Source organism: Chryseobacterium viscerum, assembly GCF_002899945.2.
Taxonomy (GTDB): domain Bacteria; phylum Bacteroidota; class Bacteroidia; order Flavobacteriales; family Weeksellaceae; genus Chryseobacterium; species Chryseobacterium viscerum.
In genome coordinates this window covers 67,688-89,784 of record NZ_PPEG02000010.1, presented here as the reverse complement: position 1 = coordinate 89,784, position 22,097 = coordinate 67,688, and the positions used below count along the sequence as shown (strand labels likewise).

Annotated in this window: 23 protein-coding genes; 4 read left to right on the top strand and 19 right to left on the bottom strand. The window is 36.6% G+C overall.

Annotated features, from left to right (window positions below):
- Positions 1–14: 14 nt before the first annotated feature.
- The 12 genes from C1634_RS21560 to C1634_RS21505 all read right to left on the bottom strand — a co-directional run bounded on the left by C1634_RS21560 (position 15) and on the right by C1634_RS21505 (position 11,853).
- A complete protein-coding gene (locus tag C1634_RS21560) occupies positions 15–1,058 on the bottom strand; it encodes a porin family protein (protein WP_103231438.1) in 1,044 nt (347 codons plus the stop codon).
- Between the two features lie 30 nt (positions 1,059–1,088).
- Positions 1,089–1,697: a hypothetical protein gene (locus C1634_RS21555; RefSeq protein ID WP_103231439.1), complete on the bottom strand. Its 609-nt coding sequence runs from the start codon at positions 1,695–1,697 to the stop codon at positions 1,089–1,091.
- Positions 1,684–2,244, bottom strand: a complete 561-nt coding sequence (locus tag C1634_RS21550) for an RNA polymerase sigma factor (RefSeq protein ID WP_103231440.1) — start codon at positions 2,242–2,244, stop codon at positions 1,684–1,686. The genes C1634_RS21555 and C1634_RS21550 overlap by 14 nt, the downstream gene beginning before the upstream one ends.
- Positions 2,245–2,473: 229 nt before the next feature.
- The gene (locus C1634_RS21545) at positions 2,474–3,412 is read right to left on the bottom strand and encodes a Dyp-type peroxidase (protein WP_103231441.1); all 939 of its coding nucleotides are present in this window, start codon (positions 3,410–3,412) and stop codon (positions 2,474–2,476) included.
- A 20-nt stretch (positions 3,413–3,432) separates the two neighbouring features.
- Positions 3,433–4,149 carry an ABC transporter ATP-binding protein gene (locus C1634_RS21540; protein ID WP_103231442.1) on the bottom strand — a complete coding sequence of 239 codons (717 nt, stop codon included), beginning with the start codon at positions 4,147–4,149 and terminating at the stop codon, positions 3,433–3,435.
- A 3-nt stretch (positions 4,150–4,152) separates the two neighbouring features.
- Entirely contained in the window at positions 4,153–5,619 is a 1,467-nt protein-coding gene (locus tag C1634_RS21535; RefSeq protein ID WP_109739112.1) for a DUF5687 family protein, read from the bottom strand.
- Positions 5,620–5,670: 51 nt separating this feature from the next.
- A complete protein-coding gene (locus C1634_RS21530; RefSeq protein WP_109739111.1) occupies positions 5,671–7,320 on the bottom strand; it encodes a DNA repair protein RecN in 1,650 nt (549 codons plus the stop codon).
- 168 nt (positions 7,321–7,488) lie between these two features.
- Entirely contained in the window at positions 7,489–8,394 is a 906-nt protein-coding gene (gene porD, locus C1634_RS21525; RefSeq protein ID WP_103231445.1) for a type IX secretion system protein PorD, read from the bottom strand.
- Between the two features lie 36 nt (positions 8,395–8,430).
- Positions 8,431–9,636: a bifunctional phosphopantothenoylcysteine decarboxylase/phosphopantothenate--cysteine ligase CoaBC gene (gene coaBC, locus C1634_RS21520; protein ID WP_103231446.1), complete on the bottom strand. Its 1,206-nt coding sequence runs from the start codon at positions 9,634–9,636 to the stop codon at positions 8,431–8,433.
- A 123-nt stretch (positions 9,637–9,759) separates the two neighbouring features.
- On the bottom strand, positions 9,760–10,083 hold the full coding sequence (locus C1634_RS21515; RefSeq protein ID WP_027372958.1) for a DNA-directed RNA polymerase subunit omega: 324 nt from the start codon (positions 10,081–10,083) through the stop codon (positions 9,760–9,762).
- Positions 10,084–10,124: 41 nt separating this feature from the next.
- The gene (locus tag C1634_RS21510; protein WP_103231447.1) at positions 10,125–11,120 is read right to left on the bottom strand and encodes an outer membrane protein assembly factor BamD; all 996 of its coding nucleotides are present in this window, start codon (positions 11,118–11,120) and stop codon (positions 10,125–10,127) included.
- 103 nt (positions 11,121–11,223) lie between these two features.
- On the bottom strand, positions 11,224–11,853 hold the full coding sequence (locus C1634_RS21505; protein WP_047097234.1) for a TetR/AcrR family transcriptional regulator: 630 nt from the start codon (positions 11,851–11,853) through the stop codon (positions 11,224–11,226).
- A 96-nt stretch (positions 11,854–11,949) separates the two neighbouring features.
- Here C1634_RS21505 and C1634_RS21500 point away from each other — a divergent pair, with 96 nt between their 5' ends.
- From C1634_RS21500 to C1634_RS21485, 4 genes are all read left to right on the top strand, one after another.
- Positions 11,950–12,576 carry a TatD family hydrolase gene (locus C1634_RS21500; RefSeq protein ID WP_103231449.1) on the top strand — a complete coding sequence of 209 codons (627 nt, stop codon included), beginning with the start codon at positions 11,950–11,952 and terminating at the stop codon, positions 12,574–12,576.
- A complete protein-coding gene (locus C1634_RS21495; protein WP_103231450.1) occupies positions 12,569–13,294 on the top strand; it encodes a tRNA threonylcarbamoyladenosine dehydratase in 726 nt (241 codons plus the stop codon). Before C1634_RS21500 ends, C1634_RS21495 begins: the two co-directional genes overlap by 8 nt.
- Positions 13,295–13,397: 103 nt before the next feature.
- Positions 13,398–13,769, top strand: coding sequence for a ribonuclease P protein component (gene rnpA, locus C1634_RS21490; protein ID WP_103231451.1), 372 nt, complete (start codon positions 13,398–13,400; stop codon positions 13,767–13,769).
- Between the two features lie 268 nt (positions 13,770–14,037).
- The gene (locus C1634_RS21485) at positions 14,038–14,646 is read left to right on the top strand and encodes a DUF4126 domain-containing protein (RefSeq protein WP_103231452.1); all 609 of its coding nucleotides are present in this window, start codon (positions 14,038–14,040) and stop codon (positions 14,644–14,646) included.
- A gap of 38 nt (positions 14,647–14,684) precedes the next feature.
- Here the strand turns inward: C1634_RS21485 and C1634_RS21480 are convergent, their stop codons facing one another.
- From C1634_RS21480 to miaB, 7 genes are read right to left on the bottom strand one after another with little or no spacing between them, the layout of a single operon-like run.
- The gene (locus tag C1634_RS21480) at positions 14,685–16,688 is read right to left on the bottom strand and encodes a tetratricopeptide repeat protein (protein WP_103231453.1); all 2,004 of its coding nucleotides are present in this window, start codon (positions 16,686–16,688) and stop codon (positions 14,685–14,687) included.
- Between the two features lies 1 nt (position 16,689).
- Positions 16,690–17,241 (bottom strand): LptE family protein, encoded by a 552-nt coding sequence (locus C1634_RS21475; RefSeq protein ID WP_103231464.1) that lies wholly within the window; start codon positions 17,239–17,241, stop codon positions 16,690–16,692.
- Positions 17,231–17,935 carry a hypothetical protein gene (locus C1634_RS21470; protein WP_103231454.1) on the bottom strand — a complete coding sequence of 235 codons (705 nt, stop codon included), beginning with the start codon at positions 17,933–17,935 and terminating at the stop codon, positions 17,231–17,233. The genes C1634_RS21475 and C1634_RS21470 overlap by 11 nt, the downstream gene beginning before the upstream one ends.
- A gap of 13 nt (positions 17,936–17,948) precedes the next feature.
- A complete protein-coding gene (locus C1634_RS21465; RefSeq protein WP_103231455.1) occupies positions 17,949–19,241 on the bottom strand; it encodes a sigma-54 interaction domain-containing protein in 1,293 nt (430 codons plus the stop codon).
- Positions 19,242–19,277: 36 nt separating this feature from the next.
- Positions 19,278–20,075, bottom strand: coding sequence for a tetratricopeptide repeat protein (locus C1634_RS21460; RefSeq protein WP_103231456.1), 798 nt, complete (start codon positions 20,073–20,075; stop codon positions 19,278–19,280).
- A complete protein-coding gene (locus C1634_RS21455; protein WP_103231457.1) occupies positions 20,047–20,565 on the bottom strand; it encodes a hypothetical protein in 519 nt (172 codons plus the stop codon). Before C1634_RS21455 ends, C1634_RS21460 begins: the two co-directional genes overlap by 29 nt.
- Positions 20,566–20,575: 10 nt before the next feature.
- Positions 20,576–22,012 carry a tRNA (N6-isopentenyl adenosine(37)-C2)-methylthiotransferase MiaB gene (gene miaB / locus C1634_RS21450; RefSeq protein ID WP_103231458.1) on the bottom strand — a complete coding sequence of 479 codons (1,437 nt, stop codon included), beginning with the start codon at positions 22,010–22,012 and terminating at the stop codon, positions 20,576–20,578.
- Positions 22,013–22,097: the final 85 nt, after the last annotated feature.

The window sequence follows — 22,097 nt, the reverse complement described above, 5'->3', positions numbered from 1 at the left end:
CATTCAATGTTTATTTAATCTAATCCAATGGCTAAGCCGAATATCAGTGCTTTATCATCCTTAAAATGACTGTCTTTAAAGAAGTTGCTAAAGTCTTTTTTAACAAATAAGCTAAAGCTGTTATACGATACAGTAAACTGTGCTCCATACACAAAAGGATTTACCTGATAATTTCCGCGGTCTCTGGTTTCGCCATCATTTCCTTTTACAATATTGTTTGTTGACATTTTTACTCCTCCATATACATTGGCTGCTACTTTAAATCCTGTATAATAGCTTCTGTACTGGATATCCATTCCTGCATTTTTAAGCTTGGAAAAATTATACTGCATACCAAGAGGAACGATAATATATCCTGTTCTCAGCTTACTTTTATCCAGATTTTCATTAGCCTGTGCCAAAGCAACTCCCTGGTCAGCACTTTTTGTAAAGTACATATTATTGTCTGCTCTCAGGGTTCTCCATGAAAATCCTAACCCTGAAATAACGGCCCATGGACTTGTTCTGCTTAGCTGATAATTCAGTTTCAAACCAAATTCCAGGTTATTGGCATATCCAATATTTTTATCGAGAACATTGTCGGGAGAACTATTTGTCAATGTCATGATTCCGTAAGAGAAATAGCCCGTAAAGCTTCTGCTGGGACGGAATTTTTTTAACAACTTTTCTTTAAGATCTTCTTTTGAGGTAACATCGGTATTCAAAAGTGAATATCTTACCTGCTTCTGAATAACATCATCCAGATCAAATCCCAGTTCTTCAATTCTCTTATCCATTTTCTCGGAATAACGGTCTGCAATCTGGGCCTTCTCTCTGTCAAAATCTGCTTTATCAAGATTTCTGGCCTGTAAAACGGCAAGTTCACCTTCCATCAATTTTTTTTCTTCCTGAATAATGGTATTGATCTTTGTGGCATATTCTTCCACTTTCTCTTTTACAATAGGGCTTACTTCGGTATCTTTTTTAGAAGACAGGTTAATATTCAGCGCCTTCTTCTGTGCATGGAATGATGCTGCAGAAAAGCATACCAATCCCATTACGATTAATTTCTTGATCATATTATTAATTTTTAATTTTTTACGGATAAATTATCTGGCATTCAAATCGATAGTAGTCGCTACGTTACTTCCATCCTTGGTTTTTTCAATAACATCTTTATGTTCTACTGAAAAGAGAAGTGTAGAAGGATCTACATATTTTTTCTTTTTAACCGGAGTTTTCAAAGAATCGGCTTTTGCTATGAGTTTAGGGTGAGAAAGTTGAGGAATCTCCAGCTTCTTTACGGCAGTTTCTCTAGGAATAAGTTTATTTTCACCTATCGCCACTGCAGAAATCACTTCTTCTTTATCTTGGGAAAGCGTTTTCTTTACTTCCTTTTTTTCATCGTCCTGAACAGCTAAAGGAGTATTATTTTGAGCAGGCTCAGTCACCATTTTATCGGTGTCCGTTTTTTCTGTCGTTTTTACAATTCCAGGTTGAATTTCTGAGGGTTGATTAAGAAAAAGCAGAACGGTTCCCAAACTCAATGTCAAAAGTAAACATGCAGCCACCAAAAACCAGTTTACTCTTGATTTGGGGTGGTGAGTACTCCTATTCTGAAGTTCAATTTCTGACCACAAATCTCTGGATGGAGCTATTTCTCTTTCTTCAATCTGTCTTTTGATCTGAAATTCAAGATTATCTTTAGACGTTTTCATTTTTCAATTTTTTTTGTTGTTGAAAGTAGATCTTTCTTAATTTTTCTTTTGCTCTGAACAGCTGTGTTTTGCTTACAGCCATTGAAATCTGCAAAGTATCAGCAATTTCCTGATGCGAGTACCCTTCCAGCACATAGAGGTTAAAAACCATTCTGTAGGCATCGGGAAGCTGATCCAAAAGGTCCTGCGCATTAAAATCACAATCAATCTCCGGTTCGTGGATGTCTTCGTGAAAAGACTGGTTGATCTCGTCCAGATAGAATACTGTTTTGTGGCTTTTGATAAAATTCAGGCATTCATTCACCACAATTCTTCTTGCCCAGCTATCCAGGTTCGACTCTTCTCTGAAGGTTTCTATGTGCTTAAAAATTTTGCAGAATGCTTTAATGAGACAATCTTCCGCCTGATACAAATCGCTCACATAGCTTTTGCTTACACTCAGGAATCTCTTCACATTCTGTTCATAGAAAATCTTCTGTGCAGCCGGATCCTGTTTCTTCAGGAGGCTCAACAAATCATTCTTTTTATTTCCGAACAAAAGTTTCATGCTTATGCTGTTTCTACTTTAAAGACAATCAAAACAAAAAAAGGTTACAACTTAAAAAAATATTTTTTATTTACTTAATAACGACACTGTTCCAAAACAGTATTTATAATACTGAAAATCAAGCATTAATAACTTAATATACAAATCATAAAAATCTGAGAATTTTGTATAGTTTCTGTAAAAATAATTGATTAAAGGCTGCCTCAGAGTGAGACAGCCTTTTTATATTTTATCCTGAGAATTCATCAAGCATATTTCGGGTAGGAACAAAGAAAAGCGTTCCTGTAACTGCTGTACTGAAATCTAAGATTCTGTCATAGTTTCCCGGGGGATCACCTACAAACATATTGGTCAACATCTTTTTGGTGGTCGTAAATGTACTTGAATAGGCAATAAAATAAGTCCCAAACTCATTAGAAGAAGGACTTCCAAAAGGCATATTATCTCTGACAATTTTCAATTCTTCTCCGTTTTCACCTTCGATATTGGCTAAAGCAATATGGGAGTTAGCAGGTTTCACATCATCAGACATTTCAATATCATTTTGCTTTGATCTCCCGATCACCTTTTCCTGATCTTCTGTGGAAAGCCCTTTCCAGGCAGCCATATTATGAAGATATTTCTGAACGAAAAGATAACTTCCATCTTTATATTGAGAGTCTTCGTCTCCGATCTTTGCAAAATAATCACGGTCTTCACCATGAGGATTCTCCGTTCCATCAACAAAACCTAGAATAGAACGTGCATCCCAATATTTAAACCCGTGAATTTCCAGAATGCTTTCAGCAACTGAGCTCAATACATTTGATATTTCAATAGCCATATCAAAGATCAGACTTTTATTATCTGCTCTTAAGTGAAAGTGAAGATCGCCCGGAGTGGAAACAGCGGTATGTTTTATCCCTTTGATCTCTTCAAAATTGGTCAGTTCTTTTGGTGGAGGTGTCGGAAGCTCCAATTTTTTCCATGCTTCAGCTCCAATACCCATTACACAGCTTGCTCTGCTGTCCGGGAATCTGTTGAAAACCGAATTATTAAGGTTGAGTACCAATGCACACAATTGTTGAAAGACCTCCTTCAATTGAGGATCATCATGAAGTTTCCACACCATGAAAATCGTATTGCTGTTAGGATAATCTGTTACATTTTGTGATTCTGCCCTATTCATAAACGTCTGTTTTTAATGTACTAAATATCCGAAATTGAAACCTGATCTGCAAAATATTGCTCCAGATCTTTCAACGTTTCCGGATTGGTCTGAATGTCTTTTACCAGTAGCCCTTTGTTCACTACCACAATCCTGTTGCAGACTTCCGTAGTATGAGACAAATCATGACTGGATATCAGGAAAGTAACACCATCCTGCTTAGACAGTTCTTTGATCAGGTTTTTAAGTTTGATCTGTGTGGACGGATCCAGGTTGGCAAAAGGTTCATCCAGAATAATAATTTCAGGATTTCCAATGATGGCTCCTACAATTCCTACTTTTTTCTGATTTCCTTTCGAAAGATCACGGATATATTTTCCTGATTTTAGAATCTCACCGTTGAAGAAATCGTGAAAGGGTTTCAGAAATTCATCTATTGAAGCTTTGTTTTGCCCTCTCAGCTCTCCAATGAAGTAAAAATATTCTTCAGGCGTGAGATAGCCGATAAGAAAAGTGTCATCTACAAAGGCTGAAACTTTATTCTTCCAGGCCTCAGATTCACTGACTTTGATTCCGTCAATGCTTACAGATCCGGTAGTCGCCTGAATCAAATCAAGCATCAGGCTAAAAAGAGTTGTTTTTCCTGCCCCGTTGTTTCCTACAAGACCAAATGTTTCTCCGTTTGGAATGTCAAGATGTTCGATATTAAGAACGGTTGCCGTTCCGTATGTTTTTGATAAATTATGTATGTTGATCATGGCTTAACCTTTATTTTTAAATGCGTCAATTGTGCTGTATTTTTCTTTTTTGTAAAGTTTTACGATAATATTGAAGATTTTCTCTCTCATGAAAAATCCTATAATACCGATAATGGCGATGCTTATTACACCTCCTGTAATTCCTGAGAAATATTTTGCTAACGCAAATACCCCCATTGGAAGAAGCATTTTTGGAATCAGCAGAAGCATCGCTGCCAGATTGAAACTTCCTTTCTGCCCCATCCTTTTCTCTTTTGAATTAAGATCGATCTGATTTTTATTAAAAGCCCCGGACCATAAGGTGAATTGAGAATTGACTCCGATATTGTATAGTCCTGCAGCGAAGAATGTAATATAGACCTCCCAGCCAAAATACGCATAGCATAGCGCTACAATCATAGAAACTCCCGTTACAATATTCATCAGCCACCATTTGGCCTTTAAATAGTCTTTGTACGGAACATTCAGGGTCATCATCAATGGATAATAGGAACTGTCAAAAGCTGGAACCCTCTGTCCAAACAGAAACTGAAAACCTCCTGTTACAAAAAGACCCATAAACATCATCATCGCCGGAGTTTTGTATAGAGAAGACGAAAACATCAGCAATCCATAGAACAGGAACATAAAACTTCCCAGAAGAATACCTTTGGCCACTTTATTCCGTCTTAACATTTTAATATCATTATTGATAAATGTTCCGGTAGCTCCATATTTATTTAAGAAAGCAATATTTTCGGTTTTTCCTATTGTCTTTTTGGCTTCAAGTCCCTGATCCAGATAAAATTCTTTACGCAGATAACGGAAACAAAGCCACCACAAGATCACAAACAGGGAAACAGGGATCAAAGCAAAGTAAGGTTTTTCATAGAAACTGTAGAAAACAGATTCAGAATAAGACAGAACCGGAACGATATTGTAATATGCCAAAGCTCCGATTCCCAAAAAGAAAACTCCTATGATGATTGCCAGTGTTTCTTTACCGTTGAAGAAAATATTGATGAAATTATTCAGATAGAGTAATGAAATAACTCCTATAAGCCACACCAAAATTCCTAAAATGCTATATCCGTTAAATAAAGCAATCAATGAAAATGTAATGAAGAATAGAGAACTCAGCCAGCTGAATGCTGAAAGAAAGGTTTTGGACAGCATATAATTGACCAGTGTATTCTTCCTGACATTCATGGTAAGAAACGGCTTAATATTCTGTGTAGGAATTTCCTGCCAGAGATATTTAATGACCAGATCAATGATCCAGGCAACAATCATGAATTTTGAGACTACTTTTAAAGGATCCTGGTGCATTTCTTCCTTTACATAGAAAAAAGCAATAAAAGCCCCGCCTACGAGACATCCCATGAAATAGAGAATTCCGATGAACCGGAATATCTTCATGGCCAGATTGATCCCTAAAGATGTACCACGGAAGAAGCTTTTGATTTCAAGCCTAAGGAACTTTAGAAACATATTTTAGTTTTTATACATTAGTAAATATAAAATAAAATATGTTACAGATTTCTAGCCAATTAATTCTTTTGCTTGTGCTAAAGCAGCTTCGGTAATTTTGCTTCCGGAAAGCAATTGAGCAATTTCATTGAGTTTTTCTTCGTCGCTCAAAGGTATAATGGTAGATTGTGTTCTGCCTGAAACATCCTGTTTGACGACTTTATAGTTGTCGTTTCCTTTAGCGGCAACCTGTGCCAGGTGAGAAATAACGATCAGCTGCATGTCTTCGGACATTTCTCTCATAAGATTTCCGATCTCTTCAGCTACTTTCCCTGAAACTCCGGTATCAATTTCATCCAGAATAAGGGTTGGAAGCTCATCACTTTCTGCAATAATCTTCTTTACAGCAAGCATCACTCTAGATCTTTCACCTCCGGAAATGGCAGTCTGAATCGGTTTTAAAGGAAACCCGGAATTGGCCTGGAACAACAGCTGGATATTTTCTTTTCCAAATTGATTGAATTCGTCTGCATCCTGCAGTTCTATATCTACCTTTGCCTTTTCCAGCCCTAATTTTTTCAGAAGTCCTTCTGCTTTTTTGATGAAAACAGGAACATTTTTCGTTCTGTTCTTTGAAAGCTTTTCCGCGAGATTCTGAAGTTTTTTTTCTTTTTGAGAAATATTCCCCTCTGTTTCTTCGATCTGTGCTTCCAGTTCTGAAGCTCCTTTCTGATCTCCTGCCAGCTGGTTTCTGATCTCAATCAGTTCATTAAGATCCGAAACATTATGTTTAAGAAATAAGGCGTTGATTTTATTATTAAGCTCGGTAAGATATAACAGATTTTCAGGATTGATTTCAACTCTCTCTGCGGTATGCTCAAGTTCGGAAATTATATCTTTAAGCTCAACAAAAGAAGTCTCAAGCCTTTCATCAAGTTCTGCAAAACTGGCTGAAACTTCAGAGATTTTTGAAAGTTTGTGGGTCGCTTCATGAAAGAAAGACAAAATTCCTATTTCTTCCTGATGGAATCTCGATAGGATCTGACCTACATTTTCAGAAATCATTCCTGCATTTTCCTGAATAGAAAGCTGGTTCTGAACATCTTCATAGTCTACATCATCAAGTTTCAGCTCCTCCAGTTCATTGAGTAAAAATTCTTTATAATCACTTTCTTTATTGGATTCTGAAAGTTGAGTTTTCAGTTTTTTCAACAGTAATTTAAGGGTCTGAAATTCAGAAAATGTCTGTTGATAGTCTTCGATAATCTTTTTATTGTCAGAAAGTCCGTCAATAATTTTAAACTGGTATTCTGATGTAAAAAGATTGGATGTTTCAAATTGGGAGTGGATATCAATCAGCTGCGAAGAAAGCTCCTTAAGAATATCCAATGTTACAGGAACGTCATTAATAAATGCACGCGATTTTCCTGATGGAAGGATTTCTCGTCTGATAATCGTCTGAAGTTCATAATCCAGATCGTTTTCGATAAAGAATTTCTTAAACTGGTTGTTGAGTGAAAACTCTGTTTCAACTACACTTTTTTCTTCGGTCTTAGCAATGGATTTTACATCTGCTCTTTCTCCTAAAATAAGACGGAGAGCCCCTAAAATAATAGATTTCCCGGCTCCTGTTTCACCGGTAATAACCTGTAAACCATTCTTCAATGATACGTCAAGGGTATCAATCAGGGCAAAGTTTTTAATGTAAATTCTCGAAAGCATTGATAATCCGGGTTATGGTTCAATTTGAATTTGAACTGTAAAAATAGGTTTTTTTTTAATGAAGTGAGAAAATGTTTTTATGCATTCTGCTCAATTATAGTATTCTATTTTTCACCTAAAATCAAATGGTCTGTCAGTAATTTTATAGGTTTTTTATAAGTGTCAACCTTATACCTTCCATTTATTCCACTTATTGTCAATATTTTTCGGAGAAAGAATAATCATGGTCTGCTTCAGATCATTGAGAATCAAGCCTCCGTTATTGCCGGAATTGAAGATATTAAAGATTTCATCACTTTTTGTATCCAGAAACTGGTTGAAGAAAAATGCCTGCTGAAAAGTATTTTCGTACATTTTCAACTGCATAAGAGCATCAAAAATCACTTTTTTACCGGCAGTCTGGTCCTGGTTGAAAAGGTTATCCATTCCTGCTCTGTGGTACGTATAAATGGTAGAACGCAGCTGGCTCCAATTGGGGTTCATAATTTCATTAATCAATATAGAACGGCTTCTTGGCTCATTGATGGTATTCCAGCCTTCATAGTTTCTGTTCTGAGAATTCTGTGCAATTTGTTGTGCTTTTGCATACCATTGGGATCCTCCCATCGACTGGAAGCTGTCACCGTCTAAGCCCAAAATAACATAAATATAAAAACTGACAACATCTGTCAAATTCTTACCCGAGAACTGTCTTTCATTAAAAATAAGACTTTCATTTTCAATATATTCAAAACCAAATCTCTGGTCCTGAAGATTCAGCAGAGGAGATTCATAGGTCGTATTATAAACAGGACGCATGGCCTGAACAACAATGGATCCTTTAAATCTATTGCCATCTCTTTCCCCAATAACAACAGAAAAACCACATTTTATTTTCTCAAAATTCTGAAGTTTTTTCCCAGTCCAGCTGGTATTATTGATAAAGTCTCTGAGACTTTTTTCCAATGCTTTATACGCCTGCTGGTTACTTCCTCCTACCAATTGGGAGTTTACCTGAACAGTAGCCAACAGCTCCTGAGAAAAACTTTGGGTATATATGAAAAACAGAAAAAATAAACTTATAATTTTTTTCATTGTCTATTAAAAATTGAGAACGGAAATTTATTAAAATTATTTTAAAAGTTGAGACTCAACAAAATTGAGAATATCTTTCGCTACATCATCTTTGGATTTCAGATTGAATTCTTTCTTTTCCGTTTTGGTAAATATTTTGATTTTGTTGGTATCATTTTTAAAACCTGCTCCTTCATCACGCAAAGAGTTTAGAACAATCATATCCAGATTTTTCTTTTCCAGCTTTCCTTTTGCATTTTCTTCTTCATTCTGCGTCTCCAGGGCAAATCCTACCAGAAACTGGTGTGTTTTCTTCTCCCCCATCGTTTTAAGAATATCCGGATTTTTAACCAATTCTATGGTCAGACTATCGTCATTCTTCTTGATTTTTTCTTTAGCCACTTCTTTGGGTGCATAGTCTGCTACGGCAGCACTTGCAATTCCGATATCTATCCCGTCATAAAATTCAAATACTTTTGCCAGCATTTCTTTTGCTGAAGTCACTTTATGAAGTTCAACCTTTGGGTCGTTTAGGGTTTGGAAGCTTGGTCCTGAAATCAAAATAACTCTTGCTCCTCTTTTTGAAGCTTCTTCAGCCAGTGAAAACCCCATTTTTCCTGATGAATGATTTCCGATGAATCTTACAGGATCTAGGGCTTCATAGGTAGGTCCTGCCGTGATTAAAACAGTTTTCCCTTCAAGACTTTTTGAATGGATATTTGAATTAAAATAATTCTTAACAGTAGAAAAAATAGTTGCCGGTTCTGCCATTCTTCCCTGGCCGATCAATCCACTTGCCAATTCTCCGTTTTCTGCAGGAATAATGATATGTCCAAAGCTTTCTGCAAGCTCTAAATTCTTCTTTGTAGAAGGATGTACATACATGTCCAGATCCATTGCAGGTACAATAAATACCGGGCATTTTGCTGACATATAAGTTGCAATAACCAGATTGTCACACATCCCATGAACCATTTTAGACAGTGTATTGGCAGTACAGGGAGCTACAATCATTACGTCTGCCCAAAGCGCCATTTCTACATGGCTGTTCCAGGTTCCGTTATCACCATAAAAGTCTGAATACACAGGTTTTTTGGACAACGTAGACAGGCTTAGTTTCGTCACAAAATGTTCTGCATCTGGGGTCATGATAACCTGTACTTCAGCTCCTTTTTTTACAAAATCTCTGATCAGGAAATGAATTTTGTAGGCTGCAATTCCTCCAGAGACCGCGATAAGTATCTTTTTACCGGAAACACTCATTTAGTTCTAATTTTTTGAAATACTAAAGTACTTATTTTTTCCCACACAATCAGGCTTTAAAACGACAAAGGTCATAAAAGAAATGAATTCTTTTATGACCTTGATTTATTAAAACACAGATGATTATTTTCTGTCTTCTGTTTTTCTGAAATAGATATCTTCGTTTAACCACTCTTCGATAGCAATTGAAGTTGGTTTTGGAAGCTTTTCGTAATGTTTAGAGATCTCAATTTGTTCTCTGTTTTCGAAAACCTCTTCTAATGTAGAATTGTGAACGGCAAATTCATCCAGTTTGTTGTGAAGTTCCGTACGGATCTCCGCATTGATCTGCTCTGCTCTCTTTCCCATGATAACAATAGCTTCGTAGATTGAACCTACTTTATCTTCAATCTTATCTTTGTCGTAAGTAATTGTATTTACTTCGGCTTTTGTATCTTTTACACTCATTTTGAGAAAATTATTTTTATTTAAGATGGCAAATTTACGAATTATCTTTGGATTTTGAAAGTCGCTGCCGGAGGAGGGGTCTTAAGTGCTGCACTGTCCCTCTGTAACTGCATTGCTTTCTTTTCATTGCTGATTTGATCTTTAACTTGCTGCTCAGTTTTATCTTTGTCGGCCATTTTTTCAGCCTCTTTTTTCTGTCTTGCTGTTAAAGCTGCAATTCTTGCTTCAGTTTGTTTTTTAACCACCACAAAGTTTTGCTTTTCCTTTTCCAGTTTTTCTCTTAGATCGGTAGCCGTCTTAGAATATTCTGTATTGGGAAGTTCCTTCTCTACCAGTTTAGTATAAGTCAATGCACTTTCAATACGTTCATCTTTAAGACCATATATCGATTTTACAGCCAGTTCATAACGGGCCTTCATGATATAATCATAAATTTTTGAACGAAGCTTTGTACTTGGAAAATCTTCCAAAACATTTTCCAAAGCAACATTCGCGGCTTTGTACTCTCCCATGTTATAGTACTGTTTTCCGTTTTCATAAGCTTTAAATTCAAGCTTATAAGACAACTCATCAATAAGCTGACTGATATTTTTAGATCTTTCGGAATTCGGATAATTGTTCAGGAAGTCCTGAAGTTCATTGATCGCCAATTCTGTACTGGACTGATCCAAGTTGTAATCCATAGATCCTTCATAGTAGCACAATGCAGACATGTAAGCTGCTTCTTCTGCTCTTGGATCTTTTGGAAAACTAACGGCAAAGTTTTTAAACTGGTGACCTGCCAGCTTATAACTCTTGTCATAATAGTTGGCATAAGCAGTGTTGAAACCTACATTAGGAAAATCATCAGTTCCTGCCACAAGATTAGCAAGTCTGTCATAGAGAGCCAATGCATTTTTCCACTTTTTCTTAGCGAAGTTTTCATTAGCCGCCTTTAAGATAAACTCTTTATCAGCACTCCTCATTGCTCTTTCCTGCTGGCTTACACAAGATGAAATCACTGCTACAGCAAAAAGACCTAAAATATATTTTTTCATATAAAAAATTCAACAGTTTTCGGGTTACACAGCCGATTTACTAATTTGCAAAAATATAACTTTTTTGTCAATAGATTTTTTTTTATGAATATTTAACGTAATTTTAGTCTGCAGCGTATCCCAAAATAGCAAAAACACTTAATAAAAGATTCATTCTCACCTTCTTCTCAGCTTCTTTGGTATAGGTTTCTTCATTTTTACTCGGAACATACAATTCATAAAAGTTTTTATTCCTGATCACAAATAAAGTGGATCCGATAATCATGGTAAGGATATCTTCGGGCTTGGGTGTAAAGGTAAAAACTCCGGAAGCAACACCTTTTTTAATGACTTCATCCAGTTTTTTTACGAATAATTGGTAAAAATCAAGCAGTTCATCTTTCAGATTTTCTGTATGGCGAAGTTCCTGAGTCACAAACCCATGGAAATAATTGTATTTAAATAGCTGGGAAACAATATATTTGATCATTTCTCTCATCTGCATCTCCGGTTTTCCTTCTTTGATGGTGTCTGCAAATTCCGAGAAATTCTCTCTGGTCTTCAGTACCCTGTACTGATAGAGATAAGACATCATTTTCTCTTTGGAACCGAAGTAATAAGAGATCATGGCTACATTAATATTGGCTTTAGAACAAATATCTCTCACAGAGGTACCCTCGTATCCTTTTTTGGCGATAAGCTCTTCCGCAATATCCAGTATGTGAATCTGTTTTTCTGTAAATTTTTTTTTCATGAAGTGCACTTTGAGTAAAGTTAAGAAATTTTTAACACATTTATAAACGATTGTTTAATAATTTTAGATTAAATCTGAAAAATGCTATTTTTGAATATGGAATTTTTTGATTTTCATCATCATAAGAAATATATCAGGAACGGAATCTACAATCTTGGGATAGAAAATATTCCGCCGGATTTTCCTTATTCTATTGGTATACACCCCAATGATATTGATATAAACAATATAGAAGTACAGTTTTCATGGATGAGGAGTATGATGCTGGAGAACTGTTTCGCCATTGGAGAATGTGGGTTGGATTCATTGGTTTCTGTAGATCAGAAAATTCAGGAAGAAGTTTTTCTAAGACAGATAAGGATAGCCAATGAGGTAAAAAAGCCTCTTATCATCCATTGTGTAAGAAAATTTTACGAGGTTATTTCTTTTAAGAAGAAGGCCGAACAGCCCATGATTATCCATGGTTTCAATAAAAAAAGACAAATTGCCGAAGACCTTCTGGCTAATAATTTTTATCTGAGTTTTGGAAAAGCTGTTTTGTATAATTTATCTTTGCAGGATATTTTAAAAAACACTCCATTAGACAAATTGTTTTTAGAAACTGACAATGAAGATTTTAACATCGAAGAATTGTATGGTAAGGTTTCAGAAATAAAAGGAATTTCTTTGGAACAACTGAATGAACAAATTTTAGAAAATTTACACTCAATAAAAAATGGATAAATACTGGCTGGAAAGAACTGAACTTTTGATAAAGGAAGATGGATTGGAAAATCTGATAAAAGCGAACGTGCTTGTTGTAGGCCTGGGCGGAGTAGGTTCTTTTGCCGCTGAATTTCTTGCAAGAGCCGGAGTGGGAAATATGACGATAGTGGATGGTGATACTGTAGATATTACCAATATCAACAGACAGCTTCCTGCTTTACATTCTACTGTTGGAAAACACAAGGTGGAAGTTGTTGCTGAAAGACTTCTTGACATCAATCCACAGCTTAATTTAACCAAAATCAATGAGTTTCTAAATCCTGAAAGAATGGATGAAGTTCTGGATTCTGCAAAATTTGATTATGTTTTGGACTGCATCGACAGCGTTACGCCAAAACTTAGTTTGATTATCGCAGCCAAAAGAAGAAGGATAAAAATAGTAAGCTCAATGGGAGCCGGCGGAAAAACCGATCCAAGCAAAGTATTGGTAAGGGATATCAGTAAGACTGAACATTGCCACCTTGCAAGACAGGTAAGAAAAAGGCTGAAAAAAGTAAAAATCGACAAAGGAGTTCGTTGTGTTTTTGCCAATGATATCCAGGATGAAGAAAGTTTGAAAATGACTGACGGAACCAATTATAAAAGATCATTTTACGGAACAATAAGTTATATGCCTGCCATTTTCGGGTTGTACACTGCTTCAGAAGTGATTAATCATTTATTAAATCAGGATTAACATATTTCCCCACCTATTTCGCAGATGTACAAAAGCAACTTTGTGTATTAATTTGTGAAATAGTGGGAGAAAAAATATAAAAATTACAATTACAACTCCGTCAATGACAAATTCTCAATATCCCAGAGCGGAAAAGCTCAAAAAAAACACGGAAATCGGTTTGCTTTTTGATAAAGGCAAATGGAGAACCAATGGCAATCTGAGAATCATCATTCTGAAAGATAAGCCCACCCTTTCTGTAGAATCTGCAAGATTTGGAGTTTCTGTTTCTAAAAGATATTTTAAAAAAGCCGTACACAGAAATCGTATCAAAAGACTGCTGAGAGAGTGCTACCGTTTGAATAAGGATTTATTTAAGCTCGCTTTCGGAGAGAAAACAATGGCGATGGTATTTTGGGTTTCTTCTGAGATGCCCCCGAAATTTCAGGACGTGGAGGCTCAGTTTATAAAGCTTTGTGAAGCGCAGAAAAAGTAATTTTTTCATTAGAATAAGAGATCTGTGAGGTAATTTATCTCGCAGATTATGCGAATCAGACAGGTTTTTTATTTTCCCACAGATCACACAGATTTACACGAATGATTATGTGGATATTTTTTTTATTCTATAGTAAATCATAAATAGCGAAGCTCGAAACCCAAATCCCGTATCTGGAAACTCGCATCCCGAATTCCGCAATTAACAGCACTCCAAATATCATATAGTTTTTGTAATTTTAGGGAAAACAATAAATCTGAAAATTAATATGTTAGATAATGTTCCCTATTTCTCTTATATAATCAGTGCTTTTATTGGCATTGGATTGGCGGCGGCTACAGGCTTCCGGGTATTTCTCCCCATGTTTGTTGTAAGTTTGGCTTCTTACTTCAACTGGATTCCCATGAATGAGCATTTTGAGTGGCTTGCAGGCTTACCTGCGCTTATAACAACAGGAATTGCCACGGTTGCAGAGATCCTTGCTTATTATATCCCTTTTATTGATCATCTGCTGGATACGGTATCTATTCCTATGGCTACAGTTGCTGGTTCTATATTATTTGCCAGCCAGTTTACCGAACTTGGAACTTTCCCGCAATGGGCAATGGCATTAATTGCAGGTGGTGGTACAGCAGCAACCATCAGTACCGGATTTGCAGGAATACGGGCCGCTTCTACGGCTACTACAGGCGGACTGGGGAATTCTGTGGTAGGAACGACAGAGACGGCAGGAGCGGGTCTTATGTCTGTTCTTGCAATGGCTGCTCCAGTGATTGCCGCAATTTTTGCAATAATTATTTTAATTCTTGTTATTGTTTTTGGGCGGAAGGCCTGGAAAAAACTGAGAGGCAATAAAGACAAGCCTCAAAATATATAAATAAAAAAGGTACCGTTATAAGCAGTACCTTTTAATTTTTAATTCTTACTTCTGAAATCCTTAATATCCTGAATTTTAGATTCAAAATATTTTTTCTTCTCAGGATTCTTTTTGATTAATATTTCAAATGCTTTTATCGCTTTTGTATAGAGTTTCTGTTCAAAATAAAGTTTGGCCAGCGTCTCTGTCATCAAATGTGATATATCACTGTTCTTTTCTTTAACAACATAGCTGCTTTCTTCTTTTAACTGACTGATCCTAGGATTGTTTTCGATAAAGGCTTCAATAGCCTTCTCCTTAACTTCTGATTTGTCTTTTTCGACTTCTTCAACTCTGTCAATCTTTAGCCAGCTTTGCCATGTATTGATAAAACCGGGAACATTGCTATCAGCCGATGGCTGAGGGGTATTTTTCATGGTAACCTCCTGTACTTTTTCTACAGGTTCTTCTTTACTTTCCTGCTGTTTTTCTTCAACCTTAAGGGTAGAAATGTCGGTTCCGAAGAAAGATACATTCATCACAGGGGCGTCTTCTTTTGAAACTTCTGCTGCTTTCTCTTCTTTAGGAGATTCAATAGTTTCTGTTTCTTCTTCTACAGGCACAGCTTCTTCCTTAGCCGTTTCTATAATAGTTTCAGCCGTTTCCTTTGGTTGTGGCTCTTCGAGTATTACTTCCGCCTCTGTTGCAGGAATTATTTCTGCTGCAGGAGTTTTTATTTCAGGAGCTGATCCTTCTGTTGATTTGCTGATTAATGAATCTGGCATATTGGATTCCAAACTCATTGGCTTCCATGCAGACTGAACTTCGGTAACTTTTTCTTGTTCTTCTTGTTTTTCTTCAGTAATTTCAACTTTAGATTCCTCTTCTACGGGCAATTGATTTTCAACAATTTCTTCCTGTATTGGCTCTTCTTTTGTTTCTCCAGGCTCTTCCTGGCCTGTTGACCAAAAATGGAAATTTTGCGTTTCAGCGAAGCTTATTTCATGATCTTCAATGGTTTCCGGCTCTGGTTCTTCTTCCTGAGAAACAGATTTAGTCTCCTTCATTTTTTTCTCCACCTCTTCAATCAGACGTCTCATTTCCTCCTCATGCCTATTCACATTGGGTTGGGAAATTTCACTCACTTCGACAGTCTCTCCGCTATTTGCCTCTATTTTAACATCAGGCATAAACGAGTCTGTTCCGTGAAAGCTTACTTCAGCATCTATTTCTTCTATCGGCAGCTCTTGATCAGATACAGCTTCAAGATTGTCTGTTGTTGCTATACTTTCAGGTTCTTCTGTGACTTCTTCGTCAACATTTACTTCTGGCAATAAGGGTTCTACTTCATGGAAACTTACATTTTCTACTTCATTTATTTTCTCTTCTTCTTTTTCTGAAGAAATCTGATCTTCATGAATGATCGTTTCCGGTGTAAAGTCTTCTCCTGCATTCTCCTCTATTTCAGCCTGAATTTCTTCTTTTTGTTCCTGAACCGGCTGCTCTACAACAGTCTCAGTCTTTTGGGTTACCAAGGTTCCTGATTCAAGGGTAGATTCAATATCGATGATCTCAGAATTTTCTTCATCCAGGAAGTTCTCTTCTCCTTCAAATAAAATTCTGTTTCGTTCACCGTTTACATAAATAGGTTTTACGTCTTGTAAAATTGGCAGGACACATGCATGGGCTTGCTCATCTGCTTGTTTTTCCAAAGAGACTTCTTCTTCTCTTTTAATAGGAAAAGATTTGCTCTTCGGGGCATATTGAGCAGGTTTTTCAACTGCTTTGACAGGTTTTTTATCTTCAACAATTTCAGGTTTTGACTCCTGTCTGATCTTTCCGTTGATCAGTTGATATAAAATCTTCTTATCTGTAGTATACGCAGCGGTTGTAGAAAGCTCTTTCTGATAGTTTTCTTTTTCGTACAGGTGTATTCCATACAGATGAAGCGCCCTAATATTTTGAATATAAGGAAAAGTGTGAATCTCTTCTTTCAAAAGACCAAGGTCTTCTAACTGAATATTTTTCGGATTTTTTATTAATTCTAAAACTCTGGGATTCATCTTACCAATTCGCTACAATGTCGTTAAATATCTTATTAATAATTCTATCTGTTACCAGCTTAACCTGCTGGTCTTCGATCTGACTTAGTGATACATCACTGTTGAAAGCAGCTTCATCAGAATACGTTCTGTCAAAACTTGCATCCGGATGGATTTTATTTTCATAATGTACCTTTACTGTAATCGTAAGCTTATTCTGCCCCTGCTGAATCACTCCACCAGACGGGTTTGTCACGGTACTGGAGCTTACTGTAGTGGGAGTAATTGAATAATCTGAGATTTCTCCTTCTATCAGGATATCAGGATTTTCTTTTGTCCCTTTCAAAGTTGTTCTCTGAAGGAATCTATTTTGTATTGCTGTAGAAAACTGTTGGGATAATGCCGGGTTTACAAGAGATGCATTATTCGGAAATTCGTTGATCTGAACAGTCTTCTCATCTGTAAGAGATGATCCCGTAAAGCTGTAGCATGAATTCAACACTCCCAGCAGTGCAAAAAGCATTACCGTTAGTAGTGATTGTTTCAGGCTAATATTTTTAATTTTAAAATTCATTTTTAGATCCAATTTCAGTAATTTCATCATACTCAATTTGTTGTATGGCATCTTCATAAGCAAAATAATTTGCAGTGTATAAAAATGGTAACGTAAGCAAAATTCCTATCCCGCAAGCAATAATACCAATCTGAGACAAAATACTCACCACTAATGAGAAAAGAAAAATCGACAATAAATTTCCTTTGGTCATTACTTTTGAAATATTCCAGGCTTCTTTTATTTCGCTGATTCCTTTAAGACTGATTAATGGAATGATATAAAACCCCTTCAATAGAAAGTAATATATTGCTGCTATTAATAAAAACATATAAGGAAACATAAAAATCATGATCATTGGGTTAGGTTGATTACCCTCAGACATTGCGCCTGATATCCCCAGCACAGCAAATAAAGGAATGTAAAGTACTAAAACACCTCCAATAATAATTAACTGCAACATAAAATAAGGCATGAAATCTTTAAAATCAAAAATATCTCCGGGACTTGCTGCCTGATTTCTATTAAGCTTTTGAAGGTACTTGTATAAATTCCCCATAGCTAACAGTCCACAGAAAGGAATGATCGACATGATAAAGCATACTAAAAATGCTATAAAAATGTTCCCGAAATCTTTCTTTAAAAGTTCGAAACCTTTATTAATATATTCTCCGAGTTTAAAATTGATCGGTTTAGGTGTTAAAATTACTTTCATTATTTATGGTGTGCTAGTCTTCCAGATTATATTGTTTTATTTTCCTGTATAAAGTTCTTTGCGAGATCCCCAATTCATCTGCCGCTCTGTTTCTGCGTCCCCTATGCTTCTCCAATGCTTTGATTATCAAATCTTTTTCATTGTTTTGAAGAGAAAGCGATTCTGGTCTGTTTTCTTCCACTTCGATATCTTCAAAATCTTCATAGCTGTCTTCAGGACTTGAAATGATTGTCGGCGTCTGAACTGCCGGCGTATCGTTATTATTTTCAAAATATAATAAAGATCCTGAGTTATTCACCTGTGGCTGGCTTTCAGGGGTATAAATCCTGTTGATCAGGCTTTTTTCATGATTGCTCAGATCTGCTGTACCTCTGTTCTTGATCAATTCCGAAGTTAAGGATTTTAAATCATTAATATCATTCCTCATATCAAATAGAATTTTATACATGATTTCCCTTTCACTTCCGAAGTCGTTCTGTTTGGGAGTATTTTGGGTATTTACCACCATCGGAAGGTGTGTTTCCATAGGAATATACTCCGCAAGTTTCTCAGCAGTGATGCTTCTGTTTCTTTCCACAACGGTCATCTGTTCCACTAAGTTTCTTAATTGACGGATGTTCCCCGGGAACGCGTAGCTTTCTATATAATGAACTGCACTGGGCTCCAGCTCCAGTTCCGGCATTCTGTATTTTTCGGCAAAGTCTATCGCAAACTTTCTGAATAACAAATGAATATCTCCCTTTCTTTCTCTCAAAGGCGGCATATCAATCTGAACAGTATTCAAACGGTAATATAAATCCTCACGGAATCTTCCATCATGAATAGCCTTCATCATATTAACGTTGGTAGCCGCTACAATTCTTACATTTGTTTTCTGCACCTGTGAAGACCCTACTTTCATAAATTCTCCACTTTCCAAAACTCTTAAAAGACGAACCTGAGTCTGTAATGGAAGCTCTCCTACCTCATCCAAAAAGATGGTTCCAGCATCTGCTACTTCAAAGTATCCTTTTCTAGTAGTGGTAGCCCCCGTAAAAGCTCCTTTTTCGTGTCCAAATAGTTCAGAATCTATGGTTCCTTCCGGAATAGCCCCACAGTTTACTACGATATAAGGCTGGTGTTTTCTTTTGGATTCTGAATGGATGATTTTCGGAATAAATTCTTTTCCCACCCCACTTTCTCCAATTACCAGCACAGAGATATCTGTGGGTGCGACCTGGATAGATTTTTCCAGGGCTCGGTTGAGTGCGGGAAAGTTCCCGATAATTCCGAAACGGTTTTTTATGTTTTGTAGCTCGTTGCTCATAAGTAAATTTTTGATTATTGATTTAATGTTAATCTTCTACAGCTCTTCAATCTGTTTTCTGTAGACTTTGTTAAAATGATGGGTATAGACATCTTTCATCGTCTTTCCTTCATCATACGTTTGTAAGGCTAACTTCTTTAAATCCAAATAATCTTTGTTTCTGATCTTAGAAACTTTACTCTTAAAGTATATGTTATCAGCAAAGTCGTATTCTTTGCTTTGTTTTTCAAAATTTTCAAGGGCTTTATCATATCTTCCCAGTTCGAAATAGGTAACTCCTAACTGGTAATGATCATACATCCCCTTCACATAGCCTCTGGTGGTCAGAAGCTGCTCAATAATCCCTGCGGCTTTGTCTTTCTCCCCTAACGCACTGTAGGACATTGCTCTTACCACATCCAGATTATAATCTCCGTTCTGGGATCTCCCTAAGTCTTCGGGATAATATTTTTTTAAATCATTTAAATCCTGTATAGCCCCACTGTAATCTCTTACAAACTGAAACCTGCACCAGCCTCTGTAGCCAAGATACATTTGAGGATTTAAAGCAACCGCTTTATCGATTAAAAATTTCCAGGTTACAAAATCGCCGTTTTTTAGATAAGGAACGGCTTTCTCCATGTAAGCATGAGAGAAATCGGGACACAATTCAATGGCTTTGTCAAAGCCTTCCTGAGATGCTGCGAAACCTTGTAAATCTGAAGCCCAGTTGTATAACTCACACGCTTTTTTGCAGTTCTCACCCTCTACTGCATTACAGTTGACCTGTGCAATAGTATTGGTGTAAACTATAAGTAACAAAAAGCTAAGGTAATACCTCTGAAACTTTTCCATTTTCAATTTTATAGGTTAAATACTGATAATAATCTACTTTTAAACCTTTTATCTCTTTGGGCATCCAGCCATCGAGTGATTTTGTAAACTGCAGCAGCTTATTTTCCAATTCTTCATCTAAGGCAATATCTTTCAGATCTGAGCTCATATGCTGTACCCTGAACAACCCTGCCTTTCCTTCACAATTTACTAAAAATCTTACGGTAATATAACCGTTGATTTTCTTTTCAGAATATATATTTTCTTTTTTAAGTTTTTCAGCGATCGCTATCTTCTCTCCTTTGTAGCTGAACCCCTCTTTACCTTGGTAATATTGCAAGCTAAAAGAGGCTAGTTTTCCGGCTCCGCATTTTTTAAAATCAGGATCATCCAGTTTTTTATCAAACTCAATATCTCCTACGGTTCCGGGATATTTTTTTGCATTTTTTTCTGTCTGGCAAGATACCAAAGCAAAAGAAAATAGGGCAAAAAGATAAATCGCTTTGATCAAAACTTAATTTTTATTCCACTGTTCTCCCTAAAAGTGTGCCCTGTGTGTTGTCATAAGCAAAAACGTTCACAATGTCACCTATTTTCTGTCCTTCAAGCATATCAAAGACACATACGGCATTCTGAGAGTTTCTTCCTTTCCATTGGTTTTTATTTTTCTTAGAAATTCCTTCAATCAGAATCTCGTGTACTCTTCCGACGTAAGTTTTCATTCTTTGTCTTGAAAGCTCACCCTGAAGGGCAATAACTTCAGCAAGACGTCTCTGTTTCACATCAGCAGGAATATTGTCTTCCATTTTTTTATGTGCTGGAGTTCCTGGTCTTTCTGAATAAGCAAACATATAACCGTAGTCATATTCTACTTCTTTCATCAGACTTAAGGTATCCTGGTGATCTTGTTCCGTTTCATTACAGAATCCTACGATCATATCCTGAGAAAAGGATACTTCCGGAACAATTTCCTTCGCTTTTTTAACCAGTTCCAGATATTCTTCACGCGTATGCTGTCTGTTCATCGCTTCAAGCATATTATTGCTTCCGCTTTGTACAGGTAGATGCACATATTTACAGATGTTATCATGTTTTGCCATCATCTTGAACACATCAAGATTCATATCCTGAGGATTGGACGTTGAGAATCTGATTCTTAGTTCAGGAACAGCTTTAGCCACTAAATCAAGCAATTGAGCGAAACTAACCGCTGTTGCTTTCTGCATTTCAGAAGCTTTGACAAAATCTTTTTTAGGACCTCCTCCGTACCATAAATAAGAGTCTACATTCTGCCCCAAAAGGGTAATTTCTTTATATCCGTTGTTGGCAAGGTCTTTACATTCGTCTATAATAGAGTGTGGATCACGGCTTCTTTCTCTTCCTCTGGTAAAAGGAACGACACAGAATGTACACATGTTATCACAACCTCTTGTAATGGTTACAAAAGCTGTAACTCCGTTTCCTCCTAAACGTACCGGATTGATATCTGCATAGGTTTCTTCTTTGGAAAGAATTACATTAATAGCATCCCTTCCGTCATCCGTTTCTTTTAAAAGATTGGGTAAATCTCTATAGGCATCAGGACCCACAACAAGGTCAACCAATTGTTCTTCTTCTAAGAATTTGGTTTTCAGTCTTTCCGCCATACATCCCAGAACGCCGACCGTCATATTCGGTCTTTCTTTTTTAAGATTTTTGAACTGGGCAAGACGCATTCTTACAGTCTGCTCTGCTTTTTCGCGAATGGAGCAAGTATTTAAAAGAATCAGGTCCGCTTCTTCTACCTTCATTGTTGTGTTATATCCTTGTTCATTAAGGATGGATGCAACAATCTCAGAGTCAGAAAAATTCATCTGACAACCATAGCTTTCCAAAAACAGTTTTTTAGAGTTCTCCGGCCTTTCTGCAATAGCAAAAGCTTCGCCCTGTTTTGTTTCATCTATATATTTTTCCTGCACGATAATCGATTTAAGATCCGCAATTTTAAATTACGAACAAATAAGTTTGCAAAGATACAAAATATTGTGACAGATTGTCAGCGCT